The following is a 21,957-nucleotide window of genomic DNA, read 5'->3' as shown; positions in this document are numbered from 1 at the left end:
TGCCCGCTAACTTTTCCATCCCGCCAGGAAATCCAGCAGAAGCGCGTTCACTTTCTCTGGCTGCTCCTCCTGCGGCAGATGGCCGCACTCATCAATCCCCTGCGCCCGCAGGTTATCCGCCATTTCGGCCCAGACGCTTTCCATATCGAAAAGCTTGCCGACCGCATGAAAATCATTACCCCACAGCGACATTACCGGGCAGGTGATTTTCACCTCAGCGTCAGCCATATCCTGCGCCACATCCTCTGCGTTGGCACGATAGTCAGCCATTGCGCCACGCACCGCACCCGGCGCCTGATACGCCCTAACATAGGTATCAAACGCCTCGCCGCTGATGGTCGACGGATTGTAGGTCCAGTCCGAGAAAAAGTGGCGCAGCCAGATATGCTCCCGACCCGCAATCAGCGCTTCCGGCAGGTCTGGCACAAGATGAAACAGGAAGAACCAGTACGCACGCGCAATCGACGCATTCAGATCGCGCGCCACAATACGCGTTGGCACGTTATCCATCACCACCAGTCGATCCACCAGCTCAGGGTAATCTTTTGCAAACCGCGTCGCGACGCGCGCCCCGCGATCGTGCCCCACCAGCACCACTTTCTGTAAACCCAGGACACGCATCAGCTCCCGGATGTCCCGCGCCATGTTGCGCTTATCATAGCCAGAAGCAGGTTTATCCGTTTCGCCATACCCGCGTAAATCCGGTGCAATCACGCGGTAGTGCCGGGACAGTACGGGTATCTGGTAGCGCCAGGCATAGTTTGTTTCAGGAAAACCATGCAGGAGAATAACCGGTGCACCTTCACCCTCTTCGACCACAAACTGACGAATACCGTTTGCCGTTACGGTGTAACTTTTCATGCTCGTCACCTCACTTTATTTCAGCAGAGGCACGTTGGCCGCACGTTGATAAGGACCGTAATTGACAGGATTCCAGCTATAGCCCTGCTGCCAGGCGGTGATATGCCCAATACCGGGGAAAGGCAGATGCGCTGCGGCCATCCACTCACCGTCTTTTGCCAGCGCGTTAAACTCCTGCGCCCTGGATGAGATGGCTTTTTTCGGATCGACATCAAAGCGAATAGACACTTCAGGGTGCGGGAACTGGACGGCAGGAGCATGAATCAAATCCCCAATGAAGTTGATAGCCGTCCCCTGCGACGCGAAGCGATAAACGGTACTGCCTGGCGTATGCCCTATGGCATATGCCGTCTGGACTTCCGGGACAGGCGAAGCTGGCGGGACGAAGGTTTTAAGGTGCCCGGCGGCTTTATACGCGGACAGCGCATTCCTGGCGATAGCGAAATACTCCCTCGCATTAGCCGGCGCGCTCGCTTCTTTTGCGGGATCAAGCCAGTAGTCGGCCTCCCCCTGCGGTACGTAGACGGTGGCATTGGGGAACAACGCCTTACCCTCTGCATCGCTCAGGCCGCACACGTGGTCAAGATGCAGGTGGGTCAGGAAAATGGTATCAACCTGCTCGGGACGGTACCCTGATGCATTCATATTGCTGACCAGCTGGCCGGCCGTTTCCGCCATGCAGTGGCCACCCCCGCTGTCAATCATGACCAGGTGTTTACCGGTATTCACCAGAAAGGCGTTAAAGGCGGTAGGCATGCGTTCGGCATCAATTTTGTGTTGAGCCAGCAGTTCGCGAACCTTTTCGCCTGAGAGCCCGTGTAGTAAGGCAGGCGAAAGATCGTTATAGCCGTCGAACAGCGCCGTCACCTCATATTCCCCGACCGCCAGACGATAATAGCCCGGAACCTGCTGTTTCACCTGCGCCGGGGCATCTGCCCACGATGTGCCTGCCAGGAGCAGGCCGCTGAGCGCCAGAACCGTTTTCAACTTTTTCATCTTCACTCCAGATTGATATTTTTCAGGTTGTGAAGAGACTATGGCAGCGTAACGATAAATAATGTAGATATGTAATTTGATAAGTCAGCATAACGAAAATCGATACAATGAAACTGGAAGACGTTGAAGTGTTTGTCGAAGCCGTCAAGGCGGGTAGCCTGGCGGGCGCCGCGCGTCGGCTCTCTGTGAGCGCCATGGCGGCATCACGGTCTCTTAATAATCTTGAGGCTGAACTTGGGGTCAGGCTGGTGCACCGCACCACGCGTTCCCTCTCACCCACCAGCGATGGGGCCGTTTTTTTGCCCCATGCGCAGGCGTTGCTGGAAGATAAAAATAACGCGCTGGCCGATCTGTTTCCCGAGGGGACGCACCTTTCCGGACGACTGCGCATTACCGCCTCAGCGGGGTTTGGTCGTAAGATCGTTGCTCCCATGCTGACCCGGTTCATGCAGCAACATCCCGCCCTGCAGGTCGATTTACTCGCCACCGACGAACAGGTTGATATTGTCGGAAAAGGCATAGACGTGGCGTTACGCATTGCGCCGCTGCGCGATAACCGGCTGGTTGCCCATCGCCTGTGTCACAACCCTCGCGATCTCTGCGCCAGCGCTGCGTATCTTGCCGCGAATGGCTATCCAAAATCGTTTAACGATCTGGCGGCACACAGCTGTCTGACCACGTCAGATACCGTCCACTGGTCATTCGAACAGGGTGAACAGCGCTACAAACAAAAGGTGTCGGGCCGATTCTCCGCGAACTCTATTGAGGCCATTTTCGAAGCCTGCCTGGGAGGGTTAGGGATCGCCAATTTATCCCGCTGGTACGTAGAGCCGGCGTTCAGAGAGGGTAAACTCGTGCGGATCGTCCTGGAGGATGCCCACCCGGAATCGCTGGCCGTTTGGGCGGTTTACCCGACCTCCCGGCTGATCCCGGCTAAAGTACGAAAGTTTGTGGAAGCGCTGGAAGCCGAACTGTTGCTCAATCCGCTAACGCAACCCGCCTGATATTATTTCACCGTCACCAGCCGCGCCGCCACAATCTGGTGTCCGGCCTGAACGTCCGTGTTGTCGATGCGCTGCATGATCCTGTCCGCCAGCGTGTAGCCCATCTCCCGCGCAGGGGTGGTAGCCCAGACGATCGGCAGATCGTCTAGCGCGTTTTCACCGACGTCGGCGAACGCCCCCAGCGCCACCTGATGGCCGAAGAAGGTTTCCACCCCGCCCTCGCCGCTCTGACGCCCGGCGCGGATCAGGCCAAACCAGGCGCCCATGGCAATCACATCGTTGTAGCAAATCACGGCGCTGATCGTCGGACTGCTGCGCAGCAGCGCGCCTATCGCCTCCGCCGCTTTCTTCTGGCTGGATTCACACTCCACGACCCATTCGCTGTGGAACGGCAGGCCGTATTTAATCAGCGTCGCGCAGTAGCCGCCGACCCGCTCGGCGCGGGTCAGGGACGAGCTTTTCCCGCCGAGCCACGCAATGCGCTGGTGTCCGCGACGAATAAGATGCTCGGTCAGCATTTGCGCGGCCTGCATGTTATCCGGGCGCAGCGTATCGGCCTCGTCGAGGTAGCTGGCGCGCGAAGCAAACACCAGCGGCACGCCTTTTTCGGCGGCGCGCTCGCACAGCTCGCTGCCCACGCCCGACGCTCCGGCGACGATTACCCCGTCAACACCCTGATTCAGCAGCATATCGAGCCGGGAAAGAAGCTGATCGGCCTCGCGACCGCCGTGCAGAAGAAAGACCATCCGCCCCTGCGCTTCAAGCGCTTCGGTTAACCCGGCGGTCAGCTCCGCATAGAAAGGTGACGTCAGGTCGCGAACAATCAGGCCAATCACCCCGCTTTGACCGCCGCGCAGCGCCGACGCCTGACGGTTACGCACAAAACCCAGCTGCTCAACCGCCTCGTTAACCCGCTGACCGGTCGCAGGAGAGATGCGCCCTTTTCCGCTTAGCACCAGAGAAACGGTGCTGACGGAAACGCCCGCCGCCAGCGCGACATCGTTGATGGTGATTTTTTTCGCTACAGCCATGTGTTGGCGTGACTCCCTGAAATGAGATCGGTAAAACGTTTTATCAATACGTTATCTTTATACTACCAGTCAAAGCCTGAGAATGTGATTTAGCGCGCACTAAACTTTGATAAAACGTTTTATCTTCTCGCAGCATTGAAGCAGGCAAACTGATTTTAACAATAAAGGAGTCGTTTTATGACGGCGAAAGCAGCACAAAAAATATCGCTGTGGGAATTTTTCCAGCAACTGGGTAAAACCTTTATGCTGCCCGTGGCACTCCTCTCGTTCTGCGGGATCATGCTCGGGATCGGCAGCTCGCTGAGCAGTAAAGACGTCATCACGCTGATCCCGTTCCTCGGTACCCCGGTGCTGCAGGCGATCTTCATCTGGATGAGTAAAGTCGGCTCCTTTGCGTTTAGCTTCCTGCCCGTGATGTTCTGTATTGCTATCCCGCTGGGCCTGGCGCGCGAAAATAAAGGCGTCGCGGCGTTTGCCGGGTTTGTGGGTTACGCCGTGATGAACCTGGCGGTTAACTTCTGGCTGACCGCGAAAGGCATTCTGCCGACCACCGACGCCGCCGTGCTGAAAGCCAACAACATTCAGAGCGTGATCGGCATCCAGTCTATTGATACCGGGATCCTCGGGGCAGTGATCGCGGGTGTGATTATCTGGATGCTGCACGAGCGCTTCCACAATATCCGTCTGCCGGATGCCCTGGCCTTCTTCGGCGGTACCCGCTTCGTGCCGATTGTTACCCTGGTGGTGATGGGCCTGTTTGGTCTGATCATTCCGCTGATCTGGCCGGTCTTTGCGATGGGCATCAACGGCATTGGCCGCATCATCAACGGCGCGGGAGATTTCGGTCCGATGATCTTCGGCACCGGCGAGCGTCTGCTCCTGCCGTTTGGCCTGCAGCATATCCTGGTGGCCCTGATTCGCTTCACCGAAGCGGGCGGTACGATGGAGGTATGCGGTCACGACGTGAGCGGCGCGCTGACCATCTTCCAGGCGCAGCTGAGCTGTCCGACCACCCACGGCTTCTCGGAAAGCGCCACCCGCTTCCTGTCTCAGGGTAAAATGCCTGCCTTCCTCGGCGGCCTGCCGGGTGCCGCGCTGGCGATGTACCACTGCGCGCGCCCGGAAAACCGTCATAAAATTAAAGGCCTGCTCATTTCCGGCGTGATCGCCTGCGTCGTGGGCGGAACCACCGAGCCAATCGAATTCCTGTTCCTGTTCGTCGCACCGGTGCTGTACCTCATCCACGCGGTGCTGACCGGTCTGGGCTTTACCGTGATGGCGGTGCTGGGCGTTACCATCGGCAACACCGACGGCAACGTGATCGACTTCGTGGTGTTCGGGATCCTGCACGGCCTGTCCACCAAGTGGTACCTGGTGCCGGTCGTGGCGGCTATCTGGTTTGCGGTTTACTACGGCATCTTCCGCTTCGCCATCACCCGCTTTAACCTGAAAACGCCTGGCCGCGATACCGATACGGCGAGCAGCGTTGAACAGGCGGTTGCCGGGACCGTGGGCAAATCCGGCTACAATACACCGGCCATTCTGGCGGCGCTGGGCGGTGCGGATAACATCACCTCGCTCGATAACTGCATCACCCGCCTGCGTCTGTCGGTGGCGGATATGTCAAAAGTGGATACCAACGCCCTGAAAGCCAACCGGGCCATCGGCGTGGTACAGTTAAATCAGCACAATTTGCAGGTGGTTATCGGCCCGCAGGTCCAGTCGGTGAAGGATGAGCTGGCAACCCTGATGCGAACAGTTGAAGCCTGATGCCTCAGCCCCCTCTCATGAGGGGGTTTTACTTTAAGGACTCACGTCATGTTTGATTTTTCTACCGTCGTGGATCGACACGGCACCTGGTGTACGCAGTGGGACTACGTCGCCGACCGCTTTGGCGCGGCCGATCTGCTGCCCTTCACCATCTCGGATATGGATTTCGCCACCGCGCCCTGCATTACCGACGCGCTGCATCAGCGCATTAATCACGGCGTGCTGGGCTACAGCCGCTGGAAGAACGATGAGTTTCTCGCTGCCGTCGCGCACTGGTTCCAGCAGCGCTTTAACAGCACGATTGATACGGAAACCGTCGTTTATGGTCCTTCCGTTATCTACATGGTGTCAGAGCTGATTCGTCTCTGGTCACACCCCGGCGACGGCGTAGTGGTTCACACCCCGGCATACGACGCGTTTTACAAAGCTATTGAAGGGAATGCGCGTCATGTAGTGCCCGTGGAGATGGAAAAGCATGCCGCAGGCTGGCAGGGAAATATGGCGGCGCTGGAAGCGGCCCTGGCAAAACCTGAAAACAAAATTTTGCTGCTGTGCAGCCCGCAAAACCCGACCGGCAAGGTCTGGACGAGGGACGAGCTGACGCAGATGGCTGAACTGTGCGCACGCAATGACGTGGCGGTTATCAGCGATGAAATTCATATGGACATGGTGTGGGGAGAACATCGTCACACGCCGTGGAGCGCGGTGGCGCGCGGCAAATGGGCGCTTCTCACCTCCGGCTCGAAAAGCTTTAATATTCCGGCGCTGACGGGCGCTTACGGCCTTATTGGTGATGAGGAGAGCCGTAACGGTTATCTCAGCGCACTAAAAGGCCGGGACGGGCTCTCTTCTCCTTCCGTGCTGGCGCTAACGGCGCATATCGCCGCCTATCAGCAGGGAGGGCCGTGGCTGGATGCCCTGCGGGGATATCTGGAAGAGAATCTGTTGTATATCGCGCAGGAAGTAAACCGCGCCTTTCCGAAACTGAACTGGCAGTCGCCCGAAGCGACCTACCTGGCCTGGATTGACCTGCGCCCGCTGAACATTGACGATCGGGCGCTGCAAAAAGTGCTGATCGAGCAGCAAAAAGTCGCCATCATGCCGGGATATACCTACGGCAAAGAGGGAAACGGCTTTGTTCGCCTGAACGCCGGCTGTCCACGCAGCAAGCTGGAACAAGGGGTGCAACGCCTCATTGCCGGGATTAACACGCTCCTGTAATCAATTTGCGCAACGGAATATTCCCTTGCGCAAATAGCTTTTTACCCCGTTTTGTTTTTATAATATGGCGCACTTTAACCAGAAAAGAGTGCGACCATGATTGATACACGCCTGCCTTTAACTGATATTCATCGTCACCTTGACGGTAACATTCGTGCCCAAACCATCCTCGATCTTGGCCGCCAGTTCAATTTAACGCTTCCTGCGCAGACGCTTGAGTCGCTGATCCCTCACGTACAGGTGACCTCCAATGAACCGGACCTGGTCAGCTTCCTGAGCAAACTCGACTGGGGCGTGAAGATGCTGGCCTCGCTGGATGCCTGCCGCCGCGTGGCGTTTGAGAACATTGAAGATGCGGCCCGTAACGGCCTGCATTACGTCGAGCTGCGCTTCTCGCCGGGCTATATGGCGATGACCCACAACCTGCCCGTTGCAGGCGTGGTGGAAGCCGTGATTGAAGGCGTCCGCGAAGGATGTAAAACCTTCGACGTTCAGGCCCGTCTGATTGGCATTATGAGCCGTACGTTCGGCGAAGCCGCCTGCCTGCAGGAGCTGGAAGCGCTGCTGGCCCATCGCGATGCCATCACCGCCGTCGATCTCGCCGGTGACGAGCTGGGCTTCCCGGGCAGTCTGTTCCTCTCCCACTTCAACCGCGCGCGCGATGCCGGCTGGCACATTACCGTGCATGCGGGTGAAGCGGCTGGCCCGGAAAGCATCTGGCAGGCCATCCGCGAGCTGGGCGCCGAGCGTATCGGTCACGGCGTGAAGGCGGTAGAAGATCGCGCCCTGATGGATTTCCTGGCGGAGCAGCGCATCGGGATTGAGTCGTGCCTGACGTCTAACATTCAGACCAGCACCGTCGCAACGCTGGCGCATCATCCGCTGAAAACGTTCCTTGAACACGGCGTGCTGGCCTCGCTGAACACGGACGATCCGGCAGTACAGGGCGTGGATATCATCCACGAGTACAACATCGCCGCACCGCAGGCGGGGCTGAGCCGCGAGCAGATCCGTCAGGCGCAGATCAACGGGCTGGAGATCGCTTTCCTGACGCCTGAAGAGAAGCAGGCGCTTAAAGATAAAGTGGCTCGCGGTTGAGCATTTGCCGGGTGACGGCTACGCCTTACCCGGCCTACAAAAATATTTAAAATTATGCCAGACAGAGCGTGGCGCGATGTTTGGCAGATTCAATACCCAGCTCAATCAGTTCCATAATCTGAATCGCCTGGCTGGCCGGAACCGGATTTTCGCCCGTGCCGCTCAGCGCATCGCGGATGCCCGCGTAATAGGCCGGATAGTTGCCCGGGATCGTCAGCAAGGTCTCCTCTACCAGTTCCTCACCTTCCACCCGCGTTACCACGCCGTCGCGCATATCATAGCCCCAGTCTTCCTGCGGCAAACGTTCACCGCTTTTCAGCCGGTCCTCCTGCGGATCGAGGCCAAACTTCACGTAGCTCCCGCGCGTGCCGTGAATAATGTAGCGGGCCGATTCCGCGGCCGCGACCATCGTGCCGTGCAGCACAATCCGCCGCTGCGGGTAGCTGAGCACCGCGTGGAAGTAATCGGTCGTCTGCGCTCCGGGCCGGAGCTGGGCCAGATCGACCGTCATGCTCACCGGCAGACCAAAAAGATTGACCGCCTGATCCAGCAGATGCGGGGCTAAATCGTACCAGATGCCGCTGCCTGGACCAGCCTGCTCGCGCCAGCGGTTTCGTACCTGCGGACGGAAGCGGTCAAAGTGCGATTCAAAGAAGAGGATCTCCCCTAGCGTGCCTTCACTGAGAAGCCTTTTTACCGTCAGAAAGTCGCTGTCCCAGCGGCGGTTATGAAACACCGACAGCAGCCTGCCGAGACTCTTTGCCAGCGCATCCAGCTCGCGAGCCTGAGACAGCGTGACGGTAAAGGGCTTATCGACCACCACGTGTTTACCGGCCTCCAGCGCGGCCTTTGCCAGCGGAAAGTGGGTGTCGTTCGGGGTGGGGATAACGATTAAATCGATATTCGGATCGTTGAAAAGGTGTTTTGGCTCAGAGACAACCGGCACGGAAGGCCAGTCGGCATGGACTTTAGCGGCATCGCTGCTGGATACCGCAGCCAGGGTCATCCCCGGCGTTCCGGCTATCAGAGGCGCATGAAACGTTTTGCTTGCATACCCGTAGCCGATAAGCCCAACGCGTATATTATCACTCATAGTGCCGTCCTCTTTTATGACGTTCTTATTTCACACTGGCTAGCCTGGCATTACCACAGATTAATAATGTGCCATATGACTTAAAATAGCAGGTTGTACGGGTTGTTTTTGTTACATAGTATTAACCCACTGATTTTGTTTAAGGGAACCGTTCCCAAAGCGCTTGCCGTCGGGGAAACGTCGCTGTAACATTTGCGACCTGTATTTATGGATAAAGTACAACTACGAATCATGACGTCAATTATTAATCGAATCATTGAATTAGCGGGATGGATTGTTCTTGGGGTTTCGGTCATTTTGCTGGGTGTTGCCAGCCATATCGATAACTACCAGCCGCCGGAGCCTGTCACAGTCGCCCAACCTAAGTAACCGGTTACTGCAATAAAGAGTGACATAATATGTCAGTTACTTATTGCCAGCCCTGGTGAACACGGTTAACCTTCTCTTCCAGGCATCGTCTGATGCCTGAATTTCAGCAAAGAAAACTCCTAATTTCGTCGCGTTACCTGAGTGGGCTGTTTACGTCTTTATTAATCCGTTTATTATTCGAACGAATTACCTTAACTGGTATTACTCACTTTTATATGGAAACTTATTAATATGACAGTTCAGGACTATTTATTAAAATTTCGCAAGATCAATTCGCTTGAGAGCCTGGAAAAACTGTTTGACCATCTGAACTACACCCTGTCGGATAATCAGGACATCATTAATATGTATCGCGCCGCTGACCATCGCCGTGCGGAGCTGGTTTCCGGAGGTCGTTTGTTCAACGTGGGTGAAGTGCCTAAGTCCGTATGGCGTTACGTTTTATAAGAAAGTAGCCATCCGCGCGAAATGTTATATACTCTCCGCCCTGCAAACTGGCTGTACAACATTTCGCGCAGATTATGGGAGAGTTCATGACCGCAACGCCTGGAGAACGCATTGGAGGCTGGTTAATCGCCCCACTGGCATGGCTGCTGGTTGCCTTATTAAGCGCATCGCTTGCGCTGCTGCTGTATACCACCGCACTGATTACCCCTCACGCCATCCAGACACTGATGTCGCAAAGCGTGCTGAATATTGCGATGTGGTTTGTGTCGTTCGTTTTCGCAATTGGAATGTGGTACTACACCCTGTGGTTGACCATCGCTTTCTTTAAGCGCCGCAAAAGTGTACCTAAACACTACATTATCTGGCTGCTGATTTCGGTTCTGCTGGCGGTGAAAGCCTTTGCTTTTTCGCCCGTATCAGACGCTCTGGCCGTTCGTCAGCTGCTTTTCCCGTTACTGGCCGCCGCGCTGCTGGTCCCCTATTTCAAGCGTTCGACGCGGGTAAAAAACACCTTCGTGAACCCGTAATAACCTTACAGATAACCTGTTGTCGCCTGCGTGAGTTTGTCCGATAATAGGCGGCTTTTTTATTTCAGGCTAAATAATGACCGATTACTTACTGCTCTTTGTCGGCACCGTGCTGGTTAACAACTTCGTTCTGGTGAAGTTCCTTGGCCTGTGTCCGTTTATGGGCGTGTCCAAAAAGCTGGAAACGGCGATGGGCATGGGGCTGGCGACAACCTTCGTCATGACGATGGCGTCCATCTGCGCGTGGTTGATTGATACCTGGATCCTCATCCCGCTGGGGTTAATCTATCTTCGTACGCTGGCTTTTATTCTGGTCATTGCGGTTGTTGTGCAATTTACTGAAATGGTGGTGCGTAAAACCAGCCCGGCCCTCTATCGCCTGCTGGGTATCTTCCTGCCGCTGATCACCACCAACTGTGCCGTTCTCGGCGTTGCGCTGCTGAACATCAACCTTGGCCATAACTTCATGCAGTCGGCGCTGTACGGTTTTTCCGCCGCCGTCGGTTTCTCATTTGTTATGGTCCTCTTCGCGTCGATTCGCGAGCGTCTGGCGGCAGCGGATATCCCTGCTCCCTTCCGCGGTAACGCGATTGCGCTGGTGACCGCTGGTTTAATGTCTCTGGCCTTTATGGGCTTTAGTGGTCTGGTGAAGTTGTAATGAATGCTATCTGGATTGCCATCGCCTCTATCAGCGTCCTGGGGTTGGTGTTTGGCCTTATCCTGGGTTACGCCTCCCGCCGTTTCGCGGTAGAGGACGATCCTGTTGTTGAAAAAATTGATGAGTTGCTGCCGCAAAGCCAGTGCGGGCAGTGCGGCTACCCGGGCTGCCGTCCCTACGCTGAAGCGGTAGGCATTCAGGGTGAAAAAATTAACCGCTGCGCCCCCGGCGGCGAAGCGGTGATGCTGAAAATCGCGGCCCTGCTTAACGTCGATCCGCAGCCCGTTGATGGCGATGCGGAGGTACAGGAGCCGGTTCGCGCCCTCGCCGTGATCGACGAGGCAAACTGCATCGGCTGTACCAAATGTATTCAGGCCTGCCCGGTTGACGCCATTGTTGGCGCCACCCGCGCCATGCACACCGTCGTGGCGGATCTGTGCACCGGCTGTAACCTCTGCGTGGCCCCCTGCCCGACGCAATGTATTGAGCTGCGCCCGGTTGAAACGACTACCGAAAGCTGGAAGTGGGATCTTCAAACCATTCCGGTTCGCATCATTCCTGTGGAACAACATGCTTAAGTTATTTTCTGCTTTCAGAAAAGAGAAGATTTGGGACTTTGACGGCGGTATCCATCCGCCGGAGATGAAAACCCAGTCCAACGGCACGCCGCTGCGTCAAATTCCGCTGGCGACGCGTTACGTCATGCCGCTCAAACAGCATATTGGCGCTGAGGGCGAGCTGTGCGTGAAAGAAGGCGATACGGTTCTTCGCGGTCAGCCGCTGACCTTTGGCCGTGGACGCATGCTGCCGATACACGCCCCTACCTCCGGTAAAGTGGTGGCGATTGCCCCTCATACGGTGCCCCATCCGTCCGCTCTATCGGAGCTGAGCGTGATCATTGAAGCCGACGGCGAAGACCGCTGGATTGAACGTGACGGCTGGAGCGATTACCGCAGCCAGAGCCGCGAAGCGCTTATCGAGCGTATTCATCAGTTCGGCGTCGCCGGGCTGGGCGGTGCGGGCTTCCCGACCGGCGTCAAGCTGCGCGGCGGTGGCGATAATATCCAGACGTTGATTATCAACGCCGCCGAGTGCGAGCCCTATATCACCGCCGACGATCGTCTGATGCAGGATTGCGCCGCTCAGGTGGTGGAAGGCATCCGCATCCTGGCGCATATTCTTAAGCCGCGGGAAGTGTTGATTGGTATCGAAGACAATAAACCGCAGGCCATCTCGATGCTGCGCGCCGTGCTGGCGGGCAGTCACGATATTAGCCTGCGCGTTATCCCGACCAAGTACCCTTCTGGCGGCGCAAAACAGCTGACGCAAATTCTCACCGGTAAGCAGGTGCCGCACGGCGGACGCTCTTCGGATATCGGCGTGCTGATGCAAAACGTCGGCACCGCCTATGCGGTGAAACGCGCGGTGATTGACGGCGAGCCGTTGACCGAGCGCGTGGTGACGCTGACCGGCGAGTCGGTTTCCCGTCCGGGCAACGTCTGGGCGCGTCTGGGTACGCCGGTGCGCCATCTGCTGGAACAGGCTGAATTTTGCCCGACCAGCGACCAGATGGTGATCATGGGCGGCCCCCTGATGGGCTTTACCCTGCCGTGGCTCGATGTACCGGTGGTCAAAATCACCAACTGTCTGCTCGCCCCTTCCCCAACCGAAATGGGTGAAGAACAGGAAGAGAAAGGTTGCATCCGCTGCAGCGCCTGTGCCGATGCCTGCCCGGCGGATCTGCTCCCGCAGCAGCTGTACTGGTACAGCAAAGGCCAGCTGCACGACAAGGCAAAATCCCATAACTTGGCCGACTGCATTGAATGCGGCGCCTGCGCCTGGGTCTGCCCAAGCAACATTCCGCTGGTGCAATACTTCCGTCAGGAGAAGGCCGAGATTTATGCCATTTCCATGGAAGAAAAACGCGCCGCGGAAGCCAGGGCACGTTTCGAAGCGCGTCAGGCGCGACTGGAGCGCGAAAAAATCGCCCGTCAGGAACGCCATAAGCAGGCCGCCGTTCAGCCTGCCGGGAAAGATCAGGATGCGATCAACGCCGCACTGGCGCGCGTTCGTGAGAAAAAAGCCGATGCCGCCCAGACGGTAGTGATCCAGGCCGGGGAAAAACCGGATAACAGCGAAGCGATTGCCGCTCGCGAAGCGCGAAAGGCTGCGGCTCGCGCGCGTCAGGCGGAAAAAGCGCAAACGGTTCAGGCAGATACTGAGATCGACCCGCGTAAAGCGGCCGTTGAAGCGGCGATTGCGCGCGCCAAAGCCCGCAAATCGGGTGAGCAAAGCGTGGTCATCGAGCAGGATGCGGTCGATCCGCGCAAAGCCGCCGTTGAAGCGGCGATAGCCCGGGCCAAAGCCCGTAAGGCTGCGCAGCAGGCGCCAGAGGCAGTATCAGAAGCAGAAGCACCACCGGTCGACCCGCGTAAAGCCGCCGTTGAAGCGGCGATTGCACGGGCTAAAGCCCGTAAGGCAGCGCAGCAGGCACCAACGGTAGTATCAGAAGCAGAAGCACCACCGGTCGACCCGCGTAAAGCCGCCGTTGAAGCAGCGATTGCCCGCGCCAAAGCCCGTAAGGCAGCGCAGCAGGAAGAGCAGCCGCAGGCCGCCAACGATGACCCGCGCAAGGCCGCCGTCGCCGCCGCCATTGCGCGCGTTCAGGCGAAGAAAGCCGCACAGCAAGCCGTAAACGAGGATTAAATGGTTTTCAGAATCGCAAGTTCCCCCTACACCCACAACCAGCGTCAGACATCACGCATTATGATGCTGGTCTGCCTGGCCGCGCTGCCGGGCATTGCCGTTCAGTGCTGGTTTTTCGGCTGGGGAACCCTGTTCCAGATAGCCCTGGGCTGCGCCAGCGCCGTCGCGGCGGAAGCACTCGTCCTGAAGCTGCGTAAGATGGCGGTGTCACGCATTCTGGCTGACAACTCCGCGCTGCTGACCGGCCTGCTGCTCGCCATCAGTATTCCGCCGTTTGCCCCGTGGTGGATGGTCGTGCTCGGTACCGTGTTTGCCGTGATCATTGCCAAACAGCTGTACGGCGGGCTCGGCCATAACCCGTTTAACCCGGCGATGATTGGCTACGTGGTGCTGCTGATCTCCTTCCCGGTGCAGATGACCAGCTGGCTGCCGCCGCACGAGATTGCGGCCACGGTTCCGGGCTTTATGGATGCCCTGCACGTTATCTTTACTGGCCATACGGCGCTGGGCGCTGACATGAGCGCGCTGCGTATGGGCGTGGACGGCATCAGCCAGGCCACGCCTCTCGATACCTTTAAAACGTCCCTGCATGCCGGGCACAGCGTTGAGCAGATTATGAAATCCGCGATTTACAGCGGCATGCTGGCGGGTGCAGGCTGGCAGTGGGTCAACCTGGCGTATCTGCTGGGCGGCCTGTTCCTGCTGCAGCAGAAAGCCATTCGCTGGCATATTCCGGTCAGCTTCCTCGTGACGCTGGCGGTCTGCGCGACGCTGGGATGGGTATTCTCTCCTGAATCACTCGCCAGCCCGCAGATGCACCTGCTCTCCGGGGCGACCATGCTGGGTGCCTTCTTTATCCTGACGGACCCGGTTACAGCGTCAACGACTAACCGCGGCCGCCTGATCTTCGGCGCGCTGGCAGGCCTGCTCGTATGGCTGATCCGCAGCTTTGGCGGTTACCCGGACGGCGTCGCGTTTGCCGTCCTGCTCGCCAACATTACCGTTCCGCTCATCGACTATTACACGCGCCCGCGCGTGTACGGCCATCGCTAAGGGTTTCGCCATGTTAAAAACGATGCAAAAACACGGCGTCACGCTTGCTGTATTCGCCGCGGTCCTGACCGGGCTGACGGCCCTGGTTAACTCGTTAACCAAAACGACCATCGAAGAGCAGGCTTCAAAGCAGCAAAAGGCGCTGTTCGATCAGGTGATCCCATCAGATTTCTACGATAATGACCTGCAAAAGAGCTGCTTTGTGGTAGACGCACCGCAGCTTGGGAAAGGCTCTCACCGCCTCTTTATTGCCCGCAAAGGGGATAAACCGGTAGGCGCGGTGATGGAAGCGACGGCGCCCGACGGCTATTCCGGCGCCATTCAACTGCTCGTCGGCAGCGATTTCTCCGGCACAATACTGGGTACCCGCGTGACGCAGCATCATGAAACGCCGGGCCTGGGCGATAAAATTGAAACCCGTCTGAGCGACTGGATTTTGCACTTCGCCGGTAAAGTTATCCATGGCGAAGGGGATACCGCGTTTGCGGTGAAGAAAGATGGCGGCGAGTTCGACCAGTTCACCGGCGCGACCATCACGCCGCGCGCCGTGGTGAACGCCGTAAAACGAGCCGGGCTGTATGCCGAAACGCTGCCCGCGCAAATCAACAATCTTCCGGCCTGTGGGGAGTAATCATGAGCCAGGTTAAAGAGGTTATTGTCCAGGGGTTGTGGAAGAACAACTCCGCGCTGGTCCAGCTTCTGGGGATGTGCCCACTGCTGGCGGTAACGTCCACCGCCACCAACGCGCTCGGTCTGGGTCTGGCAACCACGCTGGTGCTGACCCTGACCAACCTCTCCATCTCCGCCCTGCGCCGCTGGACGCCGTCGGAAATTCGTATTCCGATTTACGTCATGATCATTGCGTCTGTTGTTAGCGTCGTACAAATGCTCATCAACGCTTACGCATTCGGCCTGTACCAGTCGCTCGGGATCTTTATTCCCCTTATCGTCACCAACTGTATCGTCGTTGGCCGTGCGGAAGCGTTCGCGGTGAAAAACAGCCCCGCCATGTCGGCGCTGGATGGTTTTTCCATTGGAATGGGCGCCACCTGCGCCATGTTCGTGCTGGGCTCGCTGCGCGAGATCCTCGGTAACGGTACGCTGTTTGACGGCGCCGATGCGCTGCTGGGCGGCTGGGCCAAAGCGCTGCGCGTTGAAGTGTTCCACACCGATACGCCATTCCTGCTGGCAATGCTGCCCCCTGGCGCGTTTATTGGCCTTGGCATGATGCTGGCGATAAAATATCTGATTGATGAGAAACGTAAGCGCCGCGCGGCTGAGCGTAGCGTTCTGGAAGGGACACCCGAGAAGGCTTCATGAATAAAGAAAAGCGCATTGCGATCCTGACCCGTCTGCGGGACGAGAACCCGCACCCGACGACGGAGCTGAATTTTACCTCCCCGTTTGAGCTGCTGATCGCGGTGTTGCTCTCTGCGCAGGCGACCGATGTGAGCGTCAATAAAGCCACTGCCCTGCTCTATCCGGTCGCCAATACGCCGAAAGCCATGCTGGAGCTGGGCGTGGAAGGCGTGAAGTCCTATATCAAAACCATCGGCCTGTTTAACAGCAAAGCCGAGAACGTCATTAAGACCTGCCGGATCCTGCTGGAACAGCACGGAGGTGAAGTACCGGAAGATCGCGCCGCGCTGGAAGCCTTACCGGGCGTTGGGCGTAAGACCGCAAACGTGGTGCTCAACACCGCGTTTGGCTGGCCGACCATCGCCGTGGATACGCATATTTTCCGCGTGTCTAACCGGACTAACTTCGCGCCGGGGAAAAATGTTGAGCAGGTCGAAGAGAAGCTGTTAAAGGTGGTTCCGGCCGAATTTAAGGTTGATTGCCATCACTGGCTGATTCTGCACGGTCGCTATACCTGTATTGCCCGTAAGCCTCGCTGCGGCTCCTGCATTATTGAAGATCTCTGCGAATACAAAGAAAAAGTGTATCCCTGATCGTCACAATCCCTTACCAAAAGAAGGGCTACCAGGCACCCTTCTTTTGGCCGTTATTTGTCCGTCTTTCGTTCCCTCTGACCTGTCACTTGTTCGGTTGTTTAACGCTCAAACAGGTTAATACTTTTTTCATAGCCAAAAATTTCTATACATCTGTGATCGCGATCACCCTGATAACTTCATGTTGAATTTTTGTTGTCAAAACCCGCCTAAACCCTTTGTCTGACAAGATACTCTCCTTCCATTGCCGAAGATAAGACCAGCTATTTTTCAGAATATGGGCTATATCACTGCGATAAGCGGCAAATAGCAGAACATATCGCCAAAGGCCGGTTGAAGTGGGTTATTGCCAGTCGAAAAAACTACCTTTAATCATCGTATGAAATTTAACGCTGAATAACATTTATATAAACCGACGATTATACCACTTCAGATATATGTAACAGATTATTACAAACGTATTGCCAGATGGGGCAGGATAGTGAACATTACCCGCCGTTTCTCCTCCCAATATAACTATAAGGCGTATGGACTACGGCCATCACGCTATGAACACCCCCGTTAATATGGGATGTAAAAAAAGAGGTATATGTGTCTACTGCAAACAATAAACCAACAGATGAAAGCGTAAGTCTTAACGCTTTTAAACAGCCTAAAGCGTTCTATCTCATCTTCTCTATCGAGTTATGGGAGCGTTTTGGTTATTACGGCCTGCAAGGGATCATGGCGGTTTACCTGGTAAAACAGCTGGGTATGTCCGAAGCCGATTCCATCACGCTGTTCTCTTCCTTCAGTGCTCTGGTGTACGGTCTGGTCGCAATTGGCGGCTGGCTGGGTGATAAAGTCCTCGGGACTAAACGTGTCATCATGCTGGGCGCCATTGTCCTGGCGATTGGCTATGGTCTGGTTGCATGGTCAGGGCACGATGCCGCTGTCGTGTATATGGGTATGGCGACGATTGCCGTCGGTAACGGTCTGTTCAAAGCAAACCCGTCTTCCCTGCTCTCTACCTGCTACAGCAAAGACGATCCGCGTCTGGACGGTGCATTTACCATGTACTACATGTCCATCAACATCGGTTCGTTCTTCTCGATGCTGGCAACCCCATGGCTCGCAGCTAAGTTCGGCTGGAGCGTGGCGTTCGCGCTGAGCTTCGTCGGTATGCTGATCACCGTGGTGAACTTCCTGTTCTGCCGCAGCTGGGTGAAAGACTACGGTTCAAAACCTGACTTCGAGCCTGTACACATGGGCAAACTGCTGGCGACTATCGTGGGCGTTGTTGTCCTCGCGGCAATCGCCACCTGGCTGCTGCACAACCAGGGTATTGCTCGCGCCGTTCTGGGCGTGGTTGCACTGGGTATCGTGGTTATCTTTGCGAAAGAAGCGTTCGCCATGCAGGGTGCTGCCCGCCGCAAGATGATTGTGGCGTTCATTCTGATGCTGGAAGCGATTATCTTCTTCGTGCTGTACAGCCAGATGCCAACCTCTCTGAACTTCTTCGCCATTCGTAACGTTGAGCACTCTATTCTGGGCATCGCGTTCGAGCCGGAGCAGTATCAGGCGCTGAACCCGTTCTGGATCATGATTGGTAGCCCGATTCTGGCCGCTATCTATAACAAGATGGGTGACCGTCTGCCAATGCCGCACAAGTTCGCAATCGGTATGGTGCTGTGCTCCGGCGCGTTCCTGGTGCTGCCGCTGGGTACCAAATTTGCCACCGACGCGGGTATCGTGTCCGTTAACTGGCTGATCCTGAGCTACGCGCTGCAGTCTATCGGTGAGCTGATGATCTCCGGTCTGGGTCTGGCGATGGTTGCACAGCTGGTGCCGCAGCGTCTGATGGGCTTCATTATGGGTAGCTGGTTCCTGACCACTGCCGGTGCGGCAATCATTGCGGGTAAAATTGCGAACCTGATGGCTGTGCCTGAAAACGTCACTGACCCACTCGTCTCCCTGAACGTCTACGGTACCGTATTCATGCAGATTGGTATTGCGACAGCGGTGATTGCGGCGCTGATGCTGCTGACCGCGCCGAAACTGAATCGTATGACTCAGGACGACGACAAGACGGCTGAAGCGACCAAAACCGCTACTGCGTAAGATTATTGAGAAACGACTGAACAGAAGCCGCTAATGCATTAGCGGCTTTTTTTTTGCCCGTTCGCGCACTAACATAGCTGAAACCTCAGCAAAAAGGAGTTACCGATGAAACTGTTCTACAAACCGGGCGCGTGCTCTCTTGCTTCCCATATCACCCTGCGCGAGAGCGGCAAAGATTTCACGCTGGATGGCGTTGATCTGATGAAAAAGCGTCTGGAAAATAGCGATGATTTTCTTGCCATTAACCCCAAGGGACAAGTTCCGGCTCTCCTGCTGGATGACGGTACTCTGCTGACCGAAGGCGTGGCGATTATGCAGTTCCTGGCCGATAGCGTGCCCGATCGCCAGCTGCTGGCACCGGTCAGTACCATTTCTCGCTATAAAACGCTGGAGTGGCTGAACTACATTGCCACCGAGCTGCACAAAGGCTTTACCCCCCTGTTCCGCCCGGATACGCCGGAAGAGTTTAAGCCTACCCTGCGCGCCCTGCTGGAGAAAAAGCTGCAGTACGTTAACGAATCGCTGAAAGACGAACAGTGGATTGGCGGGTCGCGCTTCACGATTGCCGATGCGTATCTGTTCACCGTGCTGCGCTGGGCTCGTGCGGTTAAGCTGAATCTGGAAGGGTTAGACCACATTGCATCGTATATGAAACGCGTGTCAGAGCGTCCTGCGGTGGTTGCGGCGCTGAAAGCGGAAGGGTTGAACTAACCGAGCGGCTTGTGTTGCCGGGTGGCGCTGACGCTCACCCGGCCTACAATTTTTGGCCGGTTATAACCGGGTTGCGCTGAAATAGTGCTCCGGCTTCGCGATACGATCCTGTGCCGCAACCACCTGCAGTTCATATTCCTGCATCTCTTTCGTCGCAATCATGATTTCGTACACCGCCGCGGTAACGTGCTCCAGCGCGTCGCGCATCGTCGCCCCCTGCAGCAATTTCACCAGCAGCAGACCGCTGGTGACATCCCCGACCCCAACCGGCTGGCGCAGGCCGAAATCCACCAGCGGACGGCTGATATGCCAGGCGTCATCTTTCGTCACCAGAAGCATCTCAAAACGGTCCTGGCTCAGCCCTGCGCGCGCAAGGTGTTTTACCAGCACAACTTCCGGCCCCTGAGCGATCAGCTCACGAGACGCGCTTACCGCCTCTTCAACGCTGTTAACCGGATGCTCGCAGAGAATTTCGAGTTCGACCAGGTTTGGCGCAATGATATCGCTGGCGGGCAGCGCGTGGCGGACGTGGAATTCTGCTACGCCTGGCGCCACGATACAGCCTTTCTCCGGATGGCCCATAACGGGGTCGCAGAAGTATTTTGCCGACGGGTTGGCGGCCTTTACCTGACGCACGATGCCGAGGATATGTTCCCCCTGCTCCGCTGAACCAAGATAACCGCTCAATACGGCGTCACAGCGCTTGAGCTGGTCGATATCGGCAATGCCCTGCACAACCTCGGTGAGGTGCGAAGGCGGCATTACGCAGCCGGTCCATTTGCCGTATTGCGTGTGGTTAGAGAACTGTACGGTATTAAGGGGCCAGACGTTGACGCCGAGGCGGCGCATCGGGAATTCCGCAGCGCTGTTGCCAGCATGTCCAAAAACAACGTGGGACTGAATGGCGAGGATGTTCTTCATTTTATGCTTACCAAACCCTGAAAAAACAAAAGGGGCGTGGTTTCCCACGCCCCTCGAAACTGTTAATTATTTCCAGCAAACAAGGCAGTAGTTTTTCTTACCGCGACGCAGCAGGGTGTAGCGGCCATACAGACGGTCGCCATCAACAAAGGTGTATTCCGGGTCGGCCTGTTTCTCACCGTTGATGGTGATCGCGTTTGAGGCGATGGTTTTACGCGCCTGACCGCGGGAAGGCTGCAGCTCAGAATCCACCAGCGCCTGCATCAGGTCAGCCCCTTTTTCCATCTCAACCATCGGCACGCCGTCCTGCGCCAGCTGTTCGAAGTCCGCTTCGCTCAGATCGCTCAGGGTACCGTTGAACAGGCTAGCGGTAATGCGTTTTGCCGCGGCCAGACCTTCTTCACCGTGAACCAGTTTGGTCACTTCGTCCGCCAGCACGTACTGCGCGCGCGGCGCTTTACCGCTGTTCTTGTCTTCTTCTTCCAGAGCATTGATCTCTGCGATATCCATGAAGGTGAAGAACTTCAGGAAGCGATAAACATCGGCATCCGCCGTGTTGATCCAGAACTGGTAGAACTTGTACGGGCTGGTTTTCTTCGGATCGAGCCATACTGCGCCGCCCTCAGTCTTACCGAATTTGGTGCCGTCGGCTTTGGTGATCAGCGGAACGGTCAGACCGAAGACCTGGTTCTGGTGCAGACGACGGGTCAGGTCGATACCGGAGGTGATGTTACCCCACTGATCGGAACCGCCAATCTGCAGGGAAACGCCGTGCAGCTTGTTCAGGCAGGCAAAGTCATAACCCTGCAGCAGGTTGTAGGAGAACTCGGTAAAGGAGATACCCTGGTCGTCACGGTTCAGACGCTGCTTAACGGCCTCTTTGTTAATCATCTGGTTAACAGAGAAGTGCTTGCCGATGTCGCGCAGGAAGGTCAGCACGTTCATGCTGCCAAACCAGTCGTAGTTGTTCGCGGCAATGGCAGAGTTATCACCACAGTTGAAGTCGAGGAACGGTGCAACCTGTTTGCGGATCTTATCCACCCACTCCTGCACGGTATCTTCGGTGTTCAGTTTACGCTCAGCGGCTTTAAAGCTTGGGTCACCAATCAGGCCGGTCGCGCCGCCCACCAGCGCAACAGGCTTATGGCCCGCCATCTGGAAGCGTTTCAGGCATAACAATGGAACAAGATGCCCCAAATGCAAGCTGTCAGCGGTGGGATCGAAGCCGCAATAGAGCGCGATCGGGCCTTGCGCCAGTCGCTCTGCTAACGCTTCCTCGTCCGTCACCTGGGCCACGAGGCCCCGCTCTTGCAATTGTTTAATCAAGTTACTGCTTGCCATCAAATTCTCCATGTATAAACGACTGCACCTTTGCCGGTACACGACTTTTCGCCTGATGCGAAAGGAACATAGAATAAAGCGCAAGCGCGGTGTGCGCT

At 56.6% G+C, this 21,957-nt stretch carries 22 protein-coding genes; 16 read left to right on the top strand and 6 right to left on the bottom strand.

Annotated features, from left to right (window positions below):
- Nucleotides 1-6: 6 nt before the first annotated feature.
- Both WM95_RS10935 and WM95_RS10930 read right to left on the bottom strand, forming a co-directional pair.
- On the bottom strand, nt 7-861 hold the full coding sequence (locus WM95_RS10935) for an alpha/beta fold hydrolase (RefSeq protein WP_045356979.1): 855 nt from the start codon (nt 859-861) through the stop codon (nt 7-9).
- Between the two features lie 15 nt (nt 862-876).
- Nucleotides 877-1,857, bottom strand: coding sequence for an MBL fold metallo-hydrolase (locus WM95_RS10930; RefSeq protein ID WP_063409050.1), 981 nt, complete (start codon nt 1,855-1,857; stop codon nt 877-879).
- A gap of 107 nt (nt 1,858-1,964) precedes the next feature.
- Between WM95_RS10930 and WM95_RS10925 the strand changes: the two genes are divergently transcribed.
- Complete coding sequence (locus tag WM95_RS10925) at nt 1,965-2,861, top strand: LysR family transcriptional regulator (protein WP_045356981.1); 897 nt, start codon at nt 1,965-1,967, stop codon at nt 2,859-2,861.
- A gap of 2 nt (nt 2,862-2,863) precedes the next feature.
- Here WM95_RS10925 and WM95_RS10920 read toward each other — a convergent pair whose 3' ends face one another.
- A complete protein-coding gene (locus WM95_RS10920) occupies nt 2,864-3,892 on the bottom strand; it encodes a Mal regulon transcriptional regulator MalI (RefSeq protein WP_023311457.1) in 1,029 nt (342 codons plus the stop codon).
- Nucleotides 3,893-4,069: 177 nt separating this feature from the next.
- Between WM95_RS10920 and malX the strand changes: the two genes are divergently transcribed.
- The 3 genes from malX to add all read left to right on the top strand — a co-directional run bounded on the left by malX (nt 4,070) and on the right by add (nt 7,981).
- Nucleotides 4,070-5,662 (top strand): maltose/glucose-specific PTS transporter subunit IIBC, encoded by a 1,593-nt coding sequence (malX, locus tag WM95_RS10915; RefSeq protein ID WP_029740306.1) that lies wholly within the window; start codon nt 4,070-4,072, stop codon nt 5,660-5,662.
- Between the two features lie 48 nt (nt 5,663-5,710).
- Nucleotides 5,711-6,883 carry a MalY/PatB family protein gene (locus tag WM95_RS10910; protein ID WP_063409049.1) on the top strand — a complete coding sequence of 391 codons (1,173 nt, stop codon included), beginning with the start codon at nt 5,711-5,713 and terminating at the stop codon, nt 6,881-6,883.
- A 96-nt stretch (nt 6,884-6,979) separates the two neighbouring features.
- Nucleotides 6,980-7,981 carry an adenosine deaminase gene (add, locus tag WM95_RS10905; RefSeq protein WP_045353860.1) on the top strand — a complete coding sequence of 334 codons (1,002 nt, stop codon included), beginning with the start codon at nt 6,980-6,982 and terminating at the stop codon, nt 7,979-7,981.
- Between the two features lie 52 nt (nt 7,982-8,033).
- Here the strand turns inward: add and WM95_RS10900 are convergent, their stop codons facing one another.
- Complete coding sequence (locus WM95_RS10900; RefSeq protein WP_063409048.1) at nt 8,034-9,074, bottom strand: oxidoreductase; 1,041 nt, start codon at nt 9,072-9,074, stop codon at nt 8,034-8,036.
- A 243-nt stretch (nt 9,075-9,317) separates the two neighbouring features.
- Here WM95_RS10900 and blr point away from each other — a divergent pair, with 243 nt between their 5' ends.
- The 12 genes from blr to gstA all read left to right on the top strand — a co-directional run bounded on the left by blr (nt 9,318) and on the right by gstA (nt 19,597).
- Nucleotides 9,318-9,443, top strand: a complete 126-nt coding sequence (gene blr / locus WM95_RS10895) for a division septum protein Blr (protein ID WP_168112406.1) — start codon at nt 9,318-9,320, stop codon at nt 9,441-9,443.
- A 231-nt stretch (nt 9,444-9,674) separates the two neighbouring features.
- On the top strand, nt 9,675-9,890 hold the full coding sequence (ydgT, locus tag WM95_RS10890; RefSeq protein WP_013096896.1) for a transcription modulator YdgT: 216 nt from the start codon (nt 9,675-9,677) through the stop codon (nt 9,888-9,890).
- Between the two features lie 86 nt (nt 9,891-9,976).
- The gene (locus WM95_RS10885; protein ID WP_023311379.1) at nt 9,977-10,417 is read left to right on the top strand and encodes a DUF2569 domain-containing protein; all 441 of its coding nucleotides are present in this window, start codon (nt 9,977-9,979) and stop codon (nt 10,415-10,417) included.
- A gap of 76 nt (nt 10,418-10,493) precedes the next feature.
- A complete protein-coding gene (rsxA, locus tag WM95_RS10880) occupies nt 10,494-11,075 on the top strand; it encodes an electron transport complex subunit RsxA (RefSeq protein WP_014883581.1) in 582 nt (193 codons plus the stop codon).
- Complete coding sequence (rsxB, locus tag WM95_RS10875; protein ID WP_023311378.1) at nt 11,075-11,653, top strand: electron transport complex subunit RsxB; 579 nt, start codon at nt 11,075-11,077, stop codon at nt 11,651-11,653. The genes rsxA and rsxB overlap by 1 nt, the downstream gene beginning before the upstream one ends.
- Nucleotides 11,646-13,781: an electron transport complex subunit RsxC gene (rsxC, locus tag WM95_RS10870; RefSeq protein WP_063409047.1), complete on the top strand. Its 2,136-nt coding sequence runs from the start codon at nt 11,646-11,648 to the stop codon at nt 13,779-13,781. Before rsxB ends, rsxC begins: the two co-directional genes overlap by 8 nt.
- A complete protein-coding gene (gene rsxD / locus WM95_RS10865) occupies nt 13,782-14,834 on the top strand; it encodes an electron transport complex subunit RsxD (protein WP_023311376.1) in 1,053 nt (350 codons plus the stop codon).
- A gap of 10 nt (nt 14,835-14,844) precedes the next feature.
- Nucleotides 14,845-15,465: an electron transport complex subunit RsxG gene (rsxG, locus tag WM95_RS10860; RefSeq protein WP_023311375.1), complete on the top strand. Its 621-nt coding sequence runs from the start codon at nt 14,845-14,847 to the stop codon at nt 15,463-15,465.
- 2 nt (nt 15,466-15,467) lie between these two features.
- Nucleotides 15,468-16,154, top strand: a complete 687-nt coding sequence (locus WM95_RS10855) for an electron transport complex subunit E (protein WP_023311374.1) — start codon at nt 15,468-15,470, stop codon at nt 16,152-16,154.
- Nucleotides 16,151-16,786: an endonuclease III gene (gene nth, locus WM95_RS10850; RefSeq protein WP_008500570.1), complete on the top strand. Its 636-nt coding sequence runs from the start codon at nt 16,151-16,153 to the stop codon at nt 16,784-16,786. The genes WM95_RS10855 and nth overlap by 4 nt, the downstream gene beginning before the upstream one ends.
- 591 nt (nt 16,787-17,377) lie before the next feature.
- Nucleotides 17,378-18,886: a dipeptide/tripeptide permease DtpA gene (dtpA, locus tag WM95_RS10845; protein ID WP_063409046.1), complete on the top strand. Its 1,509-nt coding sequence runs from the start codon at nt 17,378-17,380 to the stop codon at nt 18,884-18,886.
- A gap of 105 nt (nt 18,887-18,991) precedes the next feature.
- A complete protein-coding gene (gene gstA / locus WM95_RS10840) occupies nt 18,992-19,597 on the top strand; it encodes a glutathione transferase GstA (RefSeq protein ID WP_088544768.1) in 606 nt (201 codons plus the stop codon).
- Nucleotides 19,598-19,657: 60 nt separating this feature from the next.
- Here gstA and pdxY read toward each other — a convergent pair whose 3' ends face one another.
- Together pdxY and tyrS are read right to left on the bottom strand one after the other, a co-directional pair.
- A complete protein-coding gene (gene pdxY / locus WM95_RS10835) occupies nt 19,658-20,518 on the bottom strand; it encodes a pyridoxal kinase PdxY (RefSeq protein ID WP_063408120.1) in 861 nt (286 codons plus the stop codon).
- A 66-nt stretch (nt 20,519-20,584) separates the two neighbouring features.
- Complete coding sequence (gene tyrS / locus WM95_RS10830) at nt 20,585-21,859, bottom strand: tyrosine--tRNA ligase (protein ID WP_023311370.1); 1,275 nt, start codon at nt 21,857-21,859, stop codon at nt 20,585-20,587.
- Nucleotides 21,860-21,957 lie beyond the last annotated feature (98 nt).

The organism is Enterobacter cloacae complex sp. ECNIH7, assembly GCF_002208095.1.
Lineage (GTDB): Bacteria > Pseudomonadota > Gammaproteobacteria > Enterobacterales > Enterobacteriaceae > Enterobacter > Enterobacter cloacae_M.
The sequence above is the reverse complement of the archived record's forward strand: the minus strand, read 5'-3'. Positions and strand labels throughout refer to the sequence as shown.